This is a genomic window from Floridaenema evergladense BLCC-F167 (assembly GCF_041929205.2).
In the GTDB taxonomy this organism is placed as follows: Bacteria; Cyanobacteriota; Cyanobacteriia; order Cyanobacteriales; family Aerosakkonemataceae; genus Floridanema; species Floridanema evergladense.
This window is the reverse complement of sequence record NZ_CM171625.1, coordinates 2,997,437-3,014,404: the sequence shown is the minus strand read 5'-3', so window position 1 is coordinate 3,014,404 and position 16,968 is coordinate 2,997,437. Positions and strand designations below refer to the sequence as shown.

General features: G+C 38.7%; 16 protein-coding genes and 5 pseudogenes. 11 read left to right on the top strand and 10 right to left on the bottom strand.

Annotation, left to right across the window (positions count from 1 at the left end):
* Position 1: 1 nt before the first annotated feature.
* Together ACE1CA_RS14610 and ACE1CA_RS14605 are read right to left on the bottom strand one after the other, a co-directional pair.
* Positions 2-1,036, bottom strand: coding sequence for an MORN repeat-containing protein (locus tag ACE1CA_RS14610; RefSeq protein ID WP_413281321.1), 1,035 nt, complete (start codon positions 1,034-1,036; stop codon positions 2-4).
* A gap of 17 nt (positions 1,037-1,053) precedes the next feature.
* Complete coding sequence (locus tag ACE1CA_RS14605; protein WP_413281320.1) at positions 1,054-2,679, bottom strand: energy transducer TonB; 1,626 nt, start codon at positions 2,677-2,679, stop codon at positions 1,054-1,056.
* Between the two features lie 392 nt (positions 2,680-3,071).
* Between ACE1CA_RS14605 and ACE1CA_RS14600 the strand changes: the two genes are divergently transcribed.
* Positions 3,072-3,719: a MotA/TolQ/ExbB proton channel family protein gene (locus ACE1CA_RS14600; RefSeq protein ID WP_413281319.1), complete on the top strand. Its 648-nt coding sequence runs from the start codon at positions 3,072-3,074 to the stop codon at positions 3,717-3,719.
* On the top strand, positions 3,706-4,104 hold the full coding sequence (locus ACE1CA_RS14595; protein WP_413281318.1) for an ExbD/TolR family protein: 399 nt from the start codon (positions 3,706-3,708) through the stop codon (positions 4,102-4,104). Before ACE1CA_RS14600 ends, ACE1CA_RS14595 begins: the two co-directional genes overlap by 14 nt.
* Before the next feature lie 30 nt (positions 4,105-4,134).
* Here ACE1CA_RS14595 and ACE1CA_RS14590 read toward each other — a convergent pair whose 3' ends face one another.
* Positions 4,135-4,668 carry a thiolase family protein gene (locus tag ACE1CA_RS14590; protein WP_413281317.1) on the bottom strand — a complete coding sequence of 178 codons (534 nt, stop codon included), beginning with the start codon at positions 4,666-4,668 and terminating at the stop codon, positions 4,135-4,137.
* An 808-nt stretch (positions 4,669-5,476) separates the two neighbouring features.
* On the opposite strand from ACE1CA_RS14590, the pseudogene ACE1CA_RS14585 reads away from it, so the two are divergent.
* The 7 genes and pseudogenes from ACE1CA_RS14585 to ACE1CA_RS14555 form a co-directional block, all read left to right on the top strand.
* Positions 5,477-5,803, top strand: a pseudogene (locus ACE1CA_RS14585) (chorismate-binding protein); the annotation flags it as partial.
* Positions 5,804-5,821: 18 nt separating this feature from the next.
* Positions 5,822-6,241, top strand: a complete 420-nt coding sequence (locus ACE1CA_RS14580) for a holo-ACP synthase (protein ID WP_413281315.1) — start codon at positions 5,822-5,824, stop codon at positions 6,239-6,241.
* 41 nt (positions 6,242-6,282) lie between these two features.
* On the top strand, positions 6,283-8,757 hold the full coding sequence (locus ACE1CA_RS14575; RefSeq protein ID WP_413281314.1) for a TonB-dependent siderophore receptor: 2,475 nt from the start codon (positions 6,283-6,285) through the stop codon (positions 8,755-8,757).
* A gap of 26 nt (positions 8,758-8,783) precedes the next feature.
* A complete protein-coding gene (locus ACE1CA_RS14570) occupies positions 8,784-9,842 on the top strand; it encodes an ABC transporter substrate-binding protein (protein ID WP_413281313.1) in 1,059 nt (352 codons plus the stop codon).
* 54 nt (positions 9,843-9,896) lie between these two features.
* The gene (locus ACE1CA_RS14565; protein ID WP_413281312.1) at positions 9,897-11,087 is read left to right on the top strand and encodes an MFS transporter; all 1,191 of its coding nucleotides are present in this window, start codon (positions 9,897-9,899) and stop codon (positions 11,085-11,087) included.
* 104 nt (positions 11,088-11,191) lie between these two features.
* Positions 11,192-11,314 (top strand): annotated as a pseudogene (locus ACE1CA_RS14560) (IS630 family transposase); the annotation flags it as partial.
* A 148-nt stretch (positions 11,315-11,462) separates the two neighbouring features.
* On the top strand, positions 11,463-12,116 hold the full coding sequence (locus ACE1CA_RS14555) for a hypothetical protein (protein WP_413281311.1): 654 nt from the start codon (positions 11,463-11,465) through the stop codon (positions 12,114-12,116).
* Between the two features lie 121 nt (positions 12,117-12,237).
* Here ACE1CA_RS14555 and ACE1CA_RS14550 read toward each other — a convergent pair whose 3' ends face one another.
* The 4 genes and pseudogenes from ACE1CA_RS14550 to ACE1CA_RS14535 form a co-directional block, all read right to left on the bottom strand.
* Entirely contained in the window at positions 12,238-12,936 is a 699-nt protein-coding gene (locus ACE1CA_RS14550; RefSeq protein ID WP_413281310.1) for an ISL3 family transposase, read from the bottom strand.
* The gene (locus ACE1CA_RS14545; protein ID WP_486517882.1) at positions 12,929-13,204 is read right to left on the bottom strand and encodes a transposase family protein; all 276 of its coding nucleotides are present in this window, start codon (positions 13,202-13,204) and stop codon (positions 12,929-12,931) included. The genes ACE1CA_RS14550 and ACE1CA_RS14545 overlap by 8 nt, the downstream gene beginning before the upstream one ends.
* Before the next feature lie 322 nt (positions 13,205-13,526).
* Positions 13,527-13,682, bottom strand: a pseudogene (locus ACE1CA_RS14540) (IS4 family transposase); the annotation flags it as partial.
* 246 nt (positions 13,683-13,928) lie between these two features.
* A complete protein-coding gene (locus ACE1CA_RS14535; protein ID WP_486517881.1) occupies positions 13,929-14,174 on the bottom strand; it encodes a hypothetical protein in 246 nt (81 codons plus the stop codon).
* A gap of 48 nt (positions 14,175-14,222) precedes the next feature.
* Here ACE1CA_RS14535 and ACE1CA_RS14530 point away from each other — a divergent pair, with 48 nt between their 5' ends.
* Positions 14,223-15,335, top strand: a complete 1,113-nt coding sequence (locus tag ACE1CA_RS14530) for an IS630 family transposase (protein ID WP_486517950.1) — start codon at positions 14,223-14,225, stop codon at positions 15,333-15,335.
* Between the two features lie 4 nt (positions 15,336-15,339).
* Here the strand turns inward: ACE1CA_RS14530 and ACE1CA_RS14525 are convergent, their stop codons facing one another.
* A complete protein-coding gene (locus tag ACE1CA_RS14525) occupies positions 15,340-15,837 on the bottom strand; it encodes a hypothetical protein (protein ID WP_413278724.1) in 498 nt (165 codons plus the stop codon).
* 242 nt (positions 15,838-16,079) lie between these two features.
* Here ACE1CA_RS14525 and ACE1CA_RS14520 point away from each other — a divergent pair.
* Positions 16,080-16,127 (top strand): annotated as a pseudogene (locus tag ACE1CA_RS14520) (4-Cys prefix domain-containing protein); the annotation flags it as partial.
* A gap of 112 nt (positions 16,128-16,239) precedes the next feature.
* Here ACE1CA_RS14520 and ACE1CA_RS14515 read toward each other — a convergent pair.
* Together ACE1CA_RS14515 and ACE1CA_RS14510 are read right to left on the bottom strand one after the other, a co-directional pair.
* Positions 16,240-16,347: pseudogene (locus ACE1CA_RS14515) on the bottom strand (IS701 family transposase); the annotation flags it as partial.
* Between the two features lie 112 nt (positions 16,348-16,459).
* Complete coding sequence (locus tag ACE1CA_RS14510; protein WP_413278725.1) at positions 16,460-16,939, bottom strand: ester cyclase; 480 nt, start codon at positions 16,937-16,939, stop codon at positions 16,460-16,462.
* Positions 16,940-16,968 lie beyond the last annotated feature (29 nt).

Here is a 16,968-nt window from a genome sequence, read left to right as displayed (position 1 = left end):
TCTAATTCTGAAACTTACCCTCCTGCCAATTACCTTGTAACTTTGTCCCGTCAGCATAAATATAAACCCCTGTTCCGTGTTTATCTCCGTTACGAAATTCGCCATCATAACTATCACCATTGGCGTATTTACAGACAGCTTTACCATTTAAATTCCCGGCACTAAATTGTCCTTCACATCGATCGCCATTAGCAAACACATAAATTCCCCTACCATGAAACTTCCCTTGCTGAAAATCGCCTTCATAACGGTTATTATTAGCAAAGGTGAAAACTCCCTTGCCATTAAATTGACCTTCTTTAAATTCCCCTTTGTAAGTACCTTCTTTGGCGATCGCAAAAGTTCCTTGTCCTTCCGGTTTACCATTGCGAAAACTTCCTTCATAACGATTCCCATTGGGATATTCTCTTACTCCTGTACCATTGAACTGTCCATTAGTAAATTCCCCTTTGTAACTACCACCATCGGCAAAAGTATAAACTCCTTTACCACTTGGTTGGTTATTACTTAATTCACCTTCGTAACGGTTGCCATTGGCATAAATACAGCTGCCAGTACCGCTAATTTGACCATTAGCAACATTTCCCGAACATTTGTTTCCATTTGGAAAAATGTAAGTTCCTTTACCATCAGGAACACCATCTTTAAATTGTCCTTCGTAACGACCACCATTGGCTGTAATATAAACTCCGTTACCATTCGGTTTGCCATTACTAAATTCGCCTTCATAGCGATCGCCATCTGGATATTCCCAAACTCCTTTTCCATTAATTTGATCGTCTTTAAATTCTCCGGTATAACGGCTTTTATCTGCGAAAGTATAAACTCCTTTACCTTCTTTTTTCCCGTTGACGAAAGTACCCTCGTAGCGATCGCCATTTCCATACTGACAAACACTTTTCCCATTCAATTGACCGTTAGTAATTTCTCCCTCACAACGACCGCCATCAGGCAAATTAATCACCGCTGCTTGACCAACTAAAGGAGAAGCAATTACAGTACAAGCAATGAGAAATCCCATTCCAAATTTTGACATTAATTTCACCCTAAAAATTAGTTTTCCCTATTTAAGTTTTCTTGACGTTGGCGTTCTCTTTCTCGTCGCAAACGCTCATTTTCTTCTCGACGTTGACGAGCTTGGCGCTCAAATTCAGAACCACTTGTAGCAAAATTAATTGCGAAACTTACAGTTTTACTTCCTTCATTTGAAGGCGCAAATCGCATTTTTTGCACGGCTTCCATAGCTGCTCGATCTAATTGGCTATTCCCACTAGATTCAACTAGTTGCGGATTCATTGTGCTACCATCTGCTTGCACCACAAACAAAACTACTGGTCTACCTTCCACAAACTCTAAATCTGATGGATATTCAGGTTCGCACCCACTAACGCAACGCAATGTTCCACCTCTTGCACCTCTTCTCGTTGCAGTTCGATCGCCCCTTTGATTTTCTTGATTTTCTCCTTGTTGTCTGGTATTCCTTTTCGCAGGTGGTTGATTTACTGCTACTCCTGTGGAAGTTCCCGGTGTTGTCGGAGAAATTTGAGTATTATTCATGCTAGAAGGAGAACTATTATTATTAGTAAAACTGTCTTTAAAACTTCGGTTACTATTAGCTGTTTGCAGCGGTTGACTTCTAGTTACTGGTTGATTCGGGATTTGGCGATTTGCGGTTACTTGTCCGGGAACTCCGGGAGTAGTATTTGAAAGATCGTTGCTGGGACTAATAGTTGTGGGTGAATTATTGCTATTAGCAAAACTATCTCTAAATCTTCGATTTCCGCTGCTACTTGATTGCAAAGGCTGACTGGTAATAGGCACGTTGTTAACTTGCGATCGGGGAATTGTTCCTGGTAATGTGGGATTGGTCAGCGTTTCATTGTCAGCGGGATTAGTTTCAGTAGCAGAGTTATTTGTGGCGGCAATGCGATCGCGAAATGTCCGATTCTCTGTTACAGATGATTGTAGCGGTTGACTAGTGACAGGCGAATTATTAACTGGTTGTTGATTTGGAGTTAATCCTCTTGGTAAAGTTGGTGTTTCTTCAGTTCTTGTGTCAGTTTCCACAGGCGGCGATTCGGTAAATTGATTCCGAAAATTCCTCGCACTAGCTAAAGGACTTTGCAAAGCTTGGGGAGTTTGCGGTTGTTCTGGTTCTGGTTTTGACAAATCTTCTGTTCGGGCAATTTTAGGCGGTGGTAATGTTTCAGCGCTTCTGTCGGGTGTTGGTGCGCTGGGAGTTTCGTTCGGTTCATTCACTGGCTGTGGTTTTGCAGGTAATTCCGGTATTGGGGGTTTCGCTATTTCAACTTTTGTCAGTGGTGGAGTAATTATTTTTGGTTCGGGAGTCGGTTCTGGTTTTGGTTCGGGAGTCGGTTCCGGTTTTGGTTCGGGGGTAATTTTGGCAATCGGTTTTTCCGGCGTTGGTGTAACAACTGGTTGCGGAGTTGGTTTTGGTGTTTCTGGTTCCGGCTTTTTAACTTCCGGTTCTGGTGCATCCAACACAACTATTTCTATTGGATCGTCTAACAATGATGGCTCTTTTGACCACAATAGGGCAATCCCGAAAGCTAGTACCAGATGCAATACTGCCGAACCTACAAAGCTGTACGCCAGAATGCTTTTAAATACTGCTTTCTCTTTCTCTCGTTGTTCTAAACAAAAGCTGGAAATACTCATCCCCTAAACTTTTCCCCAAAATGCACAAATGATGACAAGTGGGTAATCTGTGCGATCGCTCTTAGCAATGCACTTTTGTCTCCCACAGTTGCAAATTATTATCACCTAATTGGATAACTTAGAACGATTGTCTCTAAATGTCAATACCAATTTTTCTGGAGAGTGGATTTAGTCTTTTATTGCTCTAATCATTGATTGAGAAGGGTTATAGTTAGCAGATTGAAAAGGGTTGCAGCTAACGAACTCAACATTTTAAATACCGAATTTGAGACTACTTATTTTGCATTAAAATTTAACTATTGCAAATATTTAGTTATTATTCAGTAATTTTATTGCAAATATTTTTAGATTATCCAGTACAATACTTCAGAGCAACAGTTAAACAAACAAGTATGAGAGCAGTTGAGTATTTCTTGGCTGGCGGAATAGTCGCTTGGCCTTTGTTAGGATTTTCCATAGTTGCGATCGCGCTAGTTACAGAGCGTACCTGGTTTTGGCTCAAGGTGCATCGTCGCCAGAATCGAATAGTGCGAGAGGCGTTGAAATTGTATCCATTAAAACCAAGTACAGCAATCAAATTACTTAAGGAAAATGGTGATTTACCGATCGCCCGAATTTTCCTAGAAGCTTTAGAGTTAGATAATCCTAAACCTGAAGAATTTCGCCTAGCTTTAGAAACTGCTGCACAGGCAGAAATTCCAACCTTAAAGCGATTTAATAATGCTTTTGAAACCATTGTTGCCTTAGCTCCTTTACTAGGTTTATTAGGAACTGTTTTAGGCTTAATGACCGCTTTTTCTTCCTTAAGACTCGGTGATGTTGCGGGAACTCAAAGTACTGGTGTAACTGGTGGAATTAGTGAAGCATTAATTTCCACAGTTATGGGATTAGTAGTAGCAATTGTAACCTTAATATTTGCTAACACATTTCGCAGTTTTTACTTACGACAATTGGCAATGATTCAAGAATATGGTGGTCAATTGGAATTGTTATATCGTCGGCATTACGAACAAGGAAAAGAATATTATGCGTCTACCTGATGAATCAGAAAGAAGTGTGGGAATTAATATTACGCCGATGATTGACGTAATCTTCTCAATCTTAGCTTACTTTATTATTTCCTCTTTATCTTTAACTCGCTCGGAAGGTTTGCCTGTAAATTTACCCCAAGCTTCTACAGCAAAAGTGCAAAAGACAGAGCAAATTAATATTTCGATTTTATCGGATGGTGCGATCGCGCTGAATCGTCAACCAATCGAATTAGAAAAGTTAGAAGCTGAAGTAAAAACTAAAATTGCTCCTAACACTGAATCTTATGTAATTTTAAATGCAGATAAAGCAGTTAATCATGGTCGTGTAGTAGAAGTAATGGATCGATTACGTCGGGTAAAAGGAGTTAAATTAGCGATCGCCGCTCAAAAATAATTGATTATTTTAACTTGGCGATCGCCATTTCTAAACTCGATTTGAATCAGTAGGGTGCGTCAGAAGTTCAACTTTGATAGTGTCGATCAGCGATCGAGCATTTTGCAATGCAACTAACGCACTCGAACAAGTTGTTTCCAAGTTCCAAGCTGGACAATGCAAGTTGAGTTGACGAGCGAGTAAAGAAGCATTACCAAATCCGATCGATTCCGAAAAAAGTGAGGTGACGATCGCCAGTTCCACTTCTTCAGGAGCGAGATTTGCACAAGCGATCGCTTCTTTAGCTGCCTGAAACTCCAATGTCAGCGCCGATTCATCTTGACTAACAACTCGTCGTTCCACATTTCCGCGAAATGGATCGTTTAAATATGGTGCTACCTCTTGCGACCAAATCTCAAGTCCATCTTGGTTGGAAATGGGTTGAGAAGTTACAGGCAACCGAACTCGCTTTAACTTTTGTGCATCAGCTAACTTTGGGAACTTGTCGTACCAGTAATCATTAGTACGAATTAGTTTCGGAAAGCTTACAGCAACAGAACGAATACCAATGGAGTGTCTCGACACTACACAACTCCTAAACTTCGGTAAGTTTCACCTGGAATGCACATAACTCTACTTTTGGGCGGCATCTCAGGTAGTAATTCCGTTTGATTTATGCCTACGGTTGCTAAATAAGAATCTTTAGCAACTAATTGACTTAATAATCTTAAGTAGTTGACAGCGGATTAGCAAGTGTTTCATGAACATTTATTCTTATTTACAAATATTTTTCAATAAGTATTGGTTATCAATTGATTTATATTGTCCTTAAGGTCGGGTTTGATATCATCTCCGGCAAACCCTGTAGAGACGTTATACATAACGTCTCTACAGGGTTTGCGATCGAAATCTTATTGGTTGCTCAACCAGACTATGCAATTAACCTCCACGCTTACTGAGATCCTTGTCTTGCCTTGAGAGTAGTGCGATCGCCTTAAATTCAGAAAATTCCTTAAAAACTTATTGCAAATAAATTCTAATTAGCCTATTGTAATTTTGGATAAACAGATTATTGCAGTCTAATAGGCTAACAATAAAGTTTTTCATTAAGGAGTACCGACATCACAGCGATAGTTGGATTGAGATATCTATGGATAGTTCAAAACCGATCGATACCCTCAAAGCAATACTGATTGATTTAGGTATTCCCAAAGAATCGCTTCACCAGGGCGTATTACTACAGGAGGATTTACAACTTGATTCGACTGAGATTGTAGAAATTGCTTTGGGACTGAAGCGCAGGCTAGGTGTGAGTGTTAAGCTTGAAGGTCGGCAAGATATGACGCTAGATCAAGTTTGCCAAAAAGTCGAAGCAGCGATATCCGTTCGTTCTGAACACGCGCTTTCTATTTGGTTGGCACAAAGCGAACTAAGTTCATTTTGTTTGCCAGAAACAGTGCGAGTTTTTAACTTTATGGAGGTGAAAAAATATCGGTGTGTGCAACATCTTTCTTCAATATATGCGGGTGGTATTGGTTGGGTCGATAGTAACGGAGAATCAGATTTAGCGATCGCAATTCGCTCTGTTTACCAATACGATAATGAAATTTATCTTAATGCTGGGGCAGGTATTGTTGCCGAGTCAGTACCAAGAAATGAGTACATTGAATCGGTCAATAAAATGAAGACGATGCTAACTAATTTGGTTTTGGAATTTTGAGAAAAATGAGATGTTTGGATGAGTATCATCAGTCATGGAATTGACATTGTAGATGTCAGAAATATCGCAGCACTTGTAAAACAAAAGGAAGAAGGTTTTGAAAAGCAATATCTTACGGTTGCCGAACGCAATGTTTCTGGATTTAACACTAACCGATGGCAATATTTCGCCAGTCGTCTTGCTGCTAAAAAAGCAGTTCTGAAAGTACTTGGTAGAGAGTATCAACAGTCTGATTTATGGCTGGAGATTGAGATTCAAAAGCGATCGACAGGTGAACCATTTGTAGTGTTGTATGCGACTGCTTTGGAAATAGCAACAAAATTTGGCATTAATAAATGGTTGTTAAGTATTAGCCATACTCCATTTTATGCTGCTGGTTGTGCGATCGCATTCTCCACAACAAATAAAAGTCAACAGCACACTCATTTACCGCAATAAAGTTGACATCACAAACAAACTTAAATTTTAGGCATAAGGGAGTGAACACTAGATTGAGACTACAACAATTAGTTCCTAGTTTTTTATTAACTAGCACAATTTCTATATTGGTAGCAGTTCCAGCTTTTGCACAAGTAATAGAAGTAACAGGCGTGCGTGTAATTAGCACACAAAATGGAGTTGATGTAATTTTAGAAACCGATTCACAAACAATTCCCCAAGTGTCTACAACTAGTTCGGAAAAAACTTTAGTAACTGATATTTTCAATACCCAACTGCGTTTACCTAATAATGAAGAATTCCGTCAAGAAAAACCAGCAGAAGGAATTGAATCAGTTACAGTAACACAGTTATCTCCGAATACTATTCGAGTCACGGTAACAGGAACTCAACAAATACCAAAAGTTCAAATTAATCCTAGTTCATTAGGAATAGTCCTCAGTCTTAACACCCCAAAAACTACACCTAAACCAGATGAAGAAATCGAAATTTTGGTTAGAAGAGAGATACAAAATGAATATGTAGTTCCCAATACGACTACCGGGATGCTGACGGATATACCACTACGGGATATCCCCCAATCAATTCAAGTTATTCCTCAACGAGTTATTCAAGACCAACAAGCTATAAGCATTGAGGAAGTGGTAGGAAATGTCAGTGCAGTCACTTTTTTGGGTGAAACAGATGGCAGAGGTCCTCGCTTTTCCATTCGAGGATTTGATGATGCTCCCATCCTGCGCGATGGATTTCTATTTCGGTCTGGGTCGGGTGGTTTATTAGAAGTACAAAATTTGTCACGAGTTGAGGTACTTAAAGGGCCTTCTTCTATTTTATCTGGCGATATCGAACCTGGAGGAATAATTAATGTAGTCAGAAAACGACCGCTATCAGAACCATTTTATAATCTGCAATTTCAAGTTGGAAATCGCAACTTTGTTCGCCCTTCCTTAGATATTTCGGGGCCTTTGACCGCAGATCGTAGCCTTCTCTATCGCTTGAATGCTTTGTATTTAAATGAAGGTAGTTTCCGAGATTTTGATAGTAGTTATAATCGTTTTTCTATTGCTCCAGTTTTAACTTGGAAGATTGGCGATCGCACTGAGATCAACTTTATTTTTGAATATATAAAGGATGATAATCCAGCTGATTTTGGCACGGTGGCTTTTGGTAACAGTATTGCTAACATTCCGCGAGGGCGGGTTACGAACGATCCTAGTGATGTTATTCAAAATACCTTCTCAGATTTGGGTTATGATTTAGAACATCGCTTTAGCGATAACTGGAAATTGCGAAATGCGTTTCGCTTTACTCATTCATCATTTAATTATGGACGTAATAAAAATGATGTGATTGTGCTTCCGGCTTTCTTAGATGAAGAAACGGGAATTTTAACTCGATTTTTTGCCGATCAGTTTGGTGATACCCAAAACTATAATTTGCTCACAAATATCCAAGGAAATTTCTCCACTGGTTCAATTCGGCACACAGTTATATTTGGATTTGATTTAGGCAGAGTTAACACTTATTTTGAGACAACTGTTGATTTCAATAACCCGTCACCTCTGAATATTTTTAATCCAGTTTATGGAACTATTCCGAAACCGAATGCAAATACTCTTTCTCCATTTGACGATCAAAGAACGCAGCAAGATCGTTTAGGAATTTATGTGCAAGATCAAGTTAAATTACTAGACAATTTAATTGTTTTAGCAGGTATCCGTTATGATACTGTGAAACAAACTATAACTAGTAATATTTCTGAGTCGCGGGAAACTCAATATAATGATGCTTTTACTCCTCGTATTGGTATTGTCTATCAACCTATTGAAGCTATCTCTCTTTATGGCAGTTATTCTCGATCGTTTGCTCCTAACTCAGTAAGTACTGTTGAAGGAGATCTCCTTAACCCCGAAGAGGGAGAAGGATTTGAAGTTGGAATTAAAGCTCAGTTAATGGAGAATCGTTTATTTGCAACTTTAGCTTACTTCGATATTACCAAGCAAAATGTTGCTGTCCCCGATCCAAATGAAGATTTACCAGGGTTTTTCATTGCTACAGGAAAAGAACGAAGTCGAGGAGTAGAATTCGATTTAACTGGAAGAATTTTACCAGGTTGGAACATCATTGCTTCCTATGCGTTTGTTAATGCCAAAGTAACAGCAGACACCGATTCAGAAATTGTGGGTAATCGACTAGTAGGTATTCCTCAACATAGTGCAAGTTTATGGACAACCTACGAAATTCAAACTGGTAGTTTACAAGGTTTAGGGTTTGGTATGGGATTTAATTTTGTTGGGGAACGGGAAGGAGATATAACCAATACTTTTCAGGCGGATAGTTTTTTCTTGATGAATGCAGCTATCTTTTATCGACGCAATAATTGGCGAGCACAAATCAATTTCAATAATTTATTTAATGCCAATTATATTGAGGCGATCGGCAGAAGTAGCCGAGTCAGAGAAATTACTCCGGGTGAACCTTTCACTGTCCGAGCTTTAGTTTCAGTAGAATTTTGATCTTTCTCGATCGCAAATGGAGGGAAATGAGGACTAAGCAATCAGTAAAATTTGTTGCCTATATTTGGCTTTTGGTGTTAGTGATATTAACAGCACTTGTAATCGTTACTATTCAGGGAATAAGAAATAATTTCTCTGCTAATGGCGATCGCTCTCTGTCACCCGTTAGCTCGGCAAATTGTCGAACTATTAAGCATGAAATGGGAGAAACTAAAGTTTGTGGGCAACCTAAAAAAATTGTAGTATTCGGTTCACCCATTCTAGAATCATTACTAACTTTAGATATTCAACCATCTGGATTTGCTGATTATTTCATGTTTCATAAAGGAAATTTTGATAAACCCAGTCAACAAATCCCGTATTTAGGCAATCGAATTACTACTCAGCCAGCAAATTTAGGTTTGCTTTCCTCACCCTCTATTGAAGCTATTCTCAAAGGTCAACCAGATTTAATTTTAGGTACTCAATACAATGCCAGCCAGTACAAAATATTATCTAAAATTGCTCCAACCCTACTACTTGATTGGAATAATGCAGAAAAAAACCTGAAGACGATCGCTGAAGCTATCGGAAGTTCCAAAAAAGCAGAACCACTTTTAGCAGAAACAAAACAGCAAATTAAAACTGCTCGTGATTCCTTTGCGCCTATAGTTGCTAAATCCCCGAAAATGCTGTTACTCCATTCAGGAAAATTACAGGATATTTACTTGGGTGATGATGCTTTTGGTCTTTGCAGTTCCCTGATTAAAAAATTAGGGTTTCAGTTAATTTTGCCCCCTGAATTAAATAAAAATTATCCTGTTTCTGTTTCAATTGAAACTTTATCTCAATTCAATGATGCAGATTCGATTATTTTATTAGGCAGCAATTTTAGCAAGCTTGACAACGAAAATAGCTTTAAAGAACACCAATTGTTAAATCTAAAACAGGCATGGGAAAAAAATGCGATCGCTCAATCTCTCAAAGCCAGTAAAAATGGAAGAGTTTACTTCATTCCATACTATATGTGTGCGGGCTTACCCGGTTCCATCGGTACAAAACTTTATCTCAGAGAACTGAAAAAGCAGTTGCTATCAGCAAGTTAAGCTTTGTTGCTTAGGTAAATTTCATTAAGTCCAATTAATTACTACTAATTTATTGTGCGTACTTTCTTAATTATCTGGAGCGGTCAATTCGTATCTGCTATTGGCAGTGCCATGACTCAGTTTGCACTAACCATTTGGGTTTGGCAAATTACTGAGCAAGCAACAGCGATCGCCTTATTCAGTTTCTTTTTTCATTTCCCACAATTCTTTGTAGCCCTATTTAGTGGAATTCTTGTAGACAAATTTAACCGAAAACATTTAATGATTTTGGGTGATACCTGTGTAGCTTTATGCACCATTACAATTGCACTACTTTATTCAACTAACAACTTACTTATCTGGCATCTCTACGGTTTAGCTGCTATTTATGGTTGCTTCGGACATATCCAAAATCTTGCTTATTCTACTTCAATTACTTTAATGGTGCCAAAACAGCATTACACTCGTGCTAGCAGTATGAACACTTTGGTACTTCAAGCACCAGCAATTATTGCTCCAGCCCTAGCAGGTATCCTCTATTCTGTTAATGGTTTATTCCTAATTATCGCCGTTGATGTAACTACGTTTCTGATTGCTATTGGGGCGTTATTATTAGTTGAAATTCCTCAATCTTCTCCAGATAAAACAGATACAAATAACTCTGAAAATGAGACAATTTGGCAGAAGATAGCAATGGGGTTTCGCTATATTTTTTTCACACCAAGTTTACGAGCAATGACTATTGCTTTTTCCTTATTTTGGCTTTTTCATCAAATAGGAGAAGTTTTATATGAACCGATGATTCTTGCCCGTACAGATGGTAATGCTCAAGTTTTAGGTGTTGTCGTTACTGCTGCTGGAATAGGTGGTGCGATCGGAGCATTAATCTTAAGTATTTGGGGCGGTTTTAAGCGTCGCATTCACGGAATGTTAATTGGATTTATTGGTAGTGGTTTAGGTAAAATTGGATTAGGTTTAGGTCAAAAACAATTAACTTGGATAATCGCTCAGTTGTACTCTTATGCAAATGTACCTTTGTTATTAAGTTCTAGTAATGCGATCTGGTATGCCAAAGTATCACCAGCTATTCAGGGACGAGTTTTTGCTGCGGATCATGCGATCGGAATGATAATTGGAACAATAGCTAGCTTAATTTCTGGACCCTTAGCTGACAGAGTTTTTGAACCAGCAATGAAATCAAGAGGAATTTTGGCATCCATTTTTGGTTCAGTTTTTGGGCTCTCCCGTACTCATGGTGATAAGTAAACCTAATTAATTAACAAAGTGCTTACTCCACAAGGTTTCCCAGTCCCTAGTCCCCAGTCCCCAGTCCCCAAAACCAGGGTTTTCCACCACAAGTACGGGAGAGCCGATTTTATCGGTTTGGTAAAAGTTTTGCCATTGTGAAGCGGTTATTTCAGCTTTTTGTTGATTTCAAACTTTTTAATGTTCCTAATTTTAAAAAATATGATGCTTTTTCACAATTTATTTAGACTGGCTATATCTTTTAACCTAACTGTGCCATCTAAAACTAAACTTAAGTATAGCTGCGAAAAAACAAATATGTTTATAATGTTTATTAACTATGCCCAAAAAAGCTGAAACTTTTAAGCAAAATACTTTAATAAAAAGGAGACTTCCATGAAAAAACGGGAAGATATTGTTCAAAAGTTCTCAACTTTCCTCAGCTTTGGCGATTATAATAGTAGGGGAAAATCCTTCTGGCAAGCAGATCCGCAATTAGAACGCCAAATAAAACGCTTAAGTCAGTCAGATCCAGAAGCTAAAGAAGAATTTTGGGCCAAATATTTCCTAAAAACGCTCAGAGAGTTATCTCAGACAGAAAGTAGTAAAGCAGCAAGTATTTCGTCACTCCGATTTTCTGTTGCTTCTCTCCCCCTTCCTTCTCTGTGTGAAACAATCACGAGTCCCCAAAGTTTAAAAATCCCTCCTTTAATAACAGCAAGACATTTATCAGCTTATTTACAAGAAGCTTGCCTTTGGGCAGCCCAAAAAAGCCATCTTAAATATCAATTTCTCCGTTACAAATATCCTATGGAAGAATATTTTCAGATAGCTTCTTCATTTGCTAACCTACCAGACAAGCTCCTGAAAAGTTTTAATCTCGATCACCCGCGTTCCAATATTGAAGGCTATGCTAAAATAGCAATATTTCGTTTTATAAGAGATAAAATTTACCAACATGATGTAGAAGCAAAAAGCAGAAAATTTAGCGATTATGGTTTATTAAAAGATTTGAATGCTAAAGCCCACATTCCGCACTTCAAAATGTAGTACGGTAACAATACAAGAAGCCGAGAGAAAATTAAGTAGAAATACTCAACTACCTCCTTTAACAAAAAGTAGGAAAATTATTAGAGAAATGGCTCTCCTCTAAGCTCTGTGATAAATATTTCTAATCAGAAAAGCTACCTAAAAGGCGGGCACGAAAGCTCTCAAAATTTGTAAAACCATAACCCTGACGCATAATTAGTTTAGCTTTATTGTTGATTCCTTCCATTACACCGCTGGTTGTGCGGCTGATAAAGTAATTACATATTCCATCTTTATGAGTACTAATTGTGCGAGCAACTTTACTATAAAATACCTGGGCTTGGGCTAACCATTTCTTCATTCTAATTACACCAGTTTTGACGGTGGTACTAGTTTGGTAAATTTCGCGAAGTTCTTCTTTCATAGAGTAAGCTATCCTCAAGCAAGGTGATTGCTCCCAAATCTCTTGTAGCTTTTGGTTTTCCTCTGGACTTAAATCCTCCGAATTTTTTAGCAAAAGAAATCGGCTACCTTGAACTTTGATTCCCACTATTTGTCGCAACTTATTTAACCGTTGATTAACTAACTTCATTACATGAAATCTGTCAATAACTACAGCCGCATTCGGAAAAACTTCTGCAATGACTTTTGGGAAACCTCCCCACATATCTACACTGACTTCTTCTACTTGCTCTCTCACCTCTAACGGCTGCTGCTTCAAGGCTTCTATAATCTCTTCCTGTTTATGGCTATCAATAACTTCTAATAAATTTCCCGTCTCGGCATTGGCAACCATTGTGATAAAATCTCTATAACCTTTTCTTTGACTGATTTCATCCATTGTCAGCCTTCTTACTTGTCCCCAGTCTTTTTTTTTCGCTACTAATCCGCCGGGGTACTCGTAAGTATACTGGTTTACCGAAGCTGGACAAATCTCTGACTAAGATCTGAGTTGTTTGATGTAATTCTGCTGTGTAATAATTGCAGTGAGGGCAGTGAGTTCCGCGATTTAATAGCTTTAAGTGAAGGCAAACGTAACCTTCTACTTCTTGATAACCTTCGACCGTAGTTTCAGCTAAATCCAGTAAATTATCTAGTAAAGAGGTCATCTTTTTCCAGAGCTTTTGAATAGTTTAATATTTAATGTACCAGTTGTGGTACTTTTACAGATCATTTTTCTACAGAAACTCTGGCAAACCCTCCCTTAAAGAGGGTTTGCCAGAGTTTCTGTCTGACATGAAGAGTTGTTGATAAGTTAGGTTTATCACAGAGTTTAGGGGAGAGCCATAGTGATATGAAATTTAGGAGAATCAACTCGTTGTCCAGTACCTCTGTGTTTTGGCTTTTTAGAACGAAACTTTGATACAGGTTTTTTCACAACTCTGGGGTTATTACGTGAAACTCGTTCGGGTAATAAAGTATCTAAAATCTCTAGGGTGAGCCAATCGAAAAAAAAGGGAATTCTTCTGGTTGTAAGCGTTGAAACTTAGGAATGGCACGACGGATGACTCGTAATGTGCCTGTAAAACCCAGGCGTAATGGTGGAACCCCAGCAGTGGTTGCAGCTTGAAACATTAATACCCTGACAGCCAAAGCTGGAATCGCTGTCTCGATTGCTTTGAGTACGTCACTACTTTGTATCTCTGGAGACACCCATGAGAAATCTTTGAGATGCACCACGCGCTCATTTCCATTCTTGGGACAATGCTTAATTTACACCACTTTTAGCCTTAACTGAACCGTATTGTTTTATAGGTAGGGGCGGGTTTAGCCAACAGGTGAGAATTCCCAGCCTAAAAACTCAAAAATCAAAACCTGCCCTTTACCATTTTGTTAATTTCTAAATCTGTTTACCAATTCCTCACGAGACAATTGCACCAACAAAGGAGTAAATTCTTCGGGCGGAAAAGTCAAGATAGAGTCAATTAAAGCCGATAACTCGGCATCTAATTCTCCAAATCTCAACCTTAATAAATTTTCCACTATTAAACGCTCTCCTTGTTGGATACCTTGTTGGATACCTTGTTGTTCAACTTGTGCTAGCTTTTCTTGCAGCAAAGGTTGTAAGCTGTTAATCATTTAAATAGGGTAAAATGGAAAAGTCAACCGAGCAAAATGAGTCAGGAAATGCCAGCAAAGAATCATCTGAGCTTAGAACAAGTAGAGAAGCTACAAAAAGCCCTAAAAGAAGAAGAAAATGGAAACATTAGAGAAAGAATTCTGATGTTACTGTTGCTAAATGATGGAAAAACTCAAGCTAAAATAGCGGAATTTCTGGGCTGTTCAATAAATAAAGTATCTTATTGGTGCGTACATGGAGATCCAGATAATCTAGAAAGCCTAGTCGATGAAAGGATGAAGGGTAATCATCAAAAAGCTACAGATAAATATAGAGAAATATTATTAGAGACAGTAGATAAAGAACCCAAAGAATTAGGATACGAATTTGGCAGATGGACGGCACAAAGGTTAGCAACATATTTAGCAGAAACGACAGGAATAAAATTAAGTGGGTCGCAAGTTAGGAGAATATTAGAGCAAAAAAAGTTCGTTTACCTCTGGGCGAAGTACAGCTTAGAGGGAAAGCGAGAGCCGGAAAAAAGAAAAGAATTTAAAAAGAAGATAACCGAATATTTAAAAATAGAAAAAGAGAATCCAGAACGTTTACAAGTATGGTTTTGGGACGAAAGCGGTTTTAGTTTAAGCGTGATAAAAAGAAAGAATTGGTGTAAAAAAGGTAGCCGAAAAGAGGTGAGAGGAGATCGAAGAAAGGGTCGGATTAATGTAATGGGAGGGCTGAGGTATTCCGACAAGAAAAGGTTTGTGGAATTTCTGGATAAAAGCAATTCAGAAAGTTTTTATCAAGTGCTAAAACTGTTTTATCAAGAATTGATTGGTGAATGGGTAGCTGCTGGCAATGAAGCCGATGAATTTGCTGAAAAAGGAGCCAAAATAGTGATAATTCTCGACAATGCTAGTTTTCATAAAAAGGCAGAATATCTCCAGAAAGTTGCCGCTGAAATGCCCAATATTCATTTAGAGTTTCTCCCGAAATATAGCCCGGATTATAACTTAATTGAATTAGTTTGGCATTCAACAAAAGAATTTATTGCTAATCGACTATTTAAATCAATCGAAGAATTAGAATATTTATTACATCAACTTTTAAATGAAGGACAGTTAATTATTAAATGGGAGCGAAAACTTAAAAATAAAGGTAATGCTCTTATCCCTGTTTAAATGCTTAACAGCTTAATCTCATCACTAACTCCCGATCGTCTGATTCTAAATTTTGATTGGTGTTTAAGTTTTCTCGTAATTGATAGAACAATTCCAAAATTTTGGATCGCCATACATTGTCGGGTGGCAGTGCCTCCAATTCATCAATTGCTTGTGCTTGTACTTTCTTCCTTCCGAATATTCTTAGCCAAAGTGTTTCTGGGGTTTTGGGTAATTGATGAATTACGACAATGGCTGTTTTCAAATAATAGGGAAGGAAATAAACTCCCGCGCCCCAATCGTCCTTTAGTATAGCGCAGAATCCTTCTAAGATGGAGGCTGAGGCAGTTGGGGTGAGAATCCATAAGAAGGGTAAACTGATGGGTTCATCGGGTGCATTTTTGCGCTTTGCTTGTCGTTGAATGCTTTCTCGGACTTCTAGCGCTTTCAGCAGGCAAGTACAAATTTCATCTGGGTCAACGGGATTGCGAAAGGGTTCAAAGATGGCGGTTGTTTCTCCCAATTTTCCTAATAAGCCTAAATCTTGTGATAGGATTTCGGGGGAAGCATTGGGAATGAATATGACATCGATTTCTCTGGTTTCCGATGTGACTTTTCGATCGGACTTGACTTGTCCGTAGGGTGTTAGTAGTTCTTCTAGGCAATCTTTGGCGAATTGATCGTGATCGAGCTAATGCACAGCTTTATGTTAATCCAGTGGGTTGCTGGGTATAATAACTAAAACCGCAAGTAGATGTTGCCAGTATGAGATATTGCCTAAATCCCGATTGTCCCCAGCCGCAAAATTTGAGCGCAACTGAAAACTGTCAAGCTTGTGGTTCTTCGCTGACTTTGCAAGAGCGGTTTGATATTCTGGTTCAGCTGGGACGGGGTGGGTATGGTGCAGCATTTTTAGCCATCGATCGATCTCAGCTAAACGTTGGCAGCCTGGATACTTTGATTCTGCCAGTAAAAACCGAGTGTAAGTGTTGAGGTCACACTTGGCTGTGGATGGCTTGGTAGTTACTCTGATTGCCCATACCCTCACTCAAAGACCGGGTAAATTATCCCTCTTTCCAGTCCCCTACGGACTAGCAATCGCCTCTATTTTTGGTTTTTTTCTACTGCATTTATTGTCTCATTTGTCAATGTGTAAGTTCTGACAATTTAGATAAAATACCTTTCAAAATGTGTGGCAACAATTTTGGCCCCGGCAAAAAGATGATTCCTAACTGCTGCATCAGTCCAAGTACATCACCTTGCCCCCAATGCTCAACAATTTTCCCGTTCTCGACTCTATCAATGTGCATGATTGACAAGTTGATTTGCTTGCCTGTTGGCGGAATGCCTTGAAATTCTCCTAAGTGCATTGCTGTAAATGTTCCGTATGTCACAACTTTGTCGCCGGAAATAATGACTTGATCAAAAGTGTGTTGTCCTTGGCTAAAGGCTAAATAAAACGACATTCCAAACTGCTTGAATTCTTCCCTATTTAGTGGCTTTGGAATACCTGCTAAATGAGCGATAAAATCGGGAGCCAAAAGCTCTAAAGCTTGCTCGATTTTGCGATCGTCAAAGGCTTTGTAGAACTGGAGAACTAGGGCTTTGTTTTGTTCAATCAGCATAAGGAATTTCGTTTTGAACCAAATTGTAC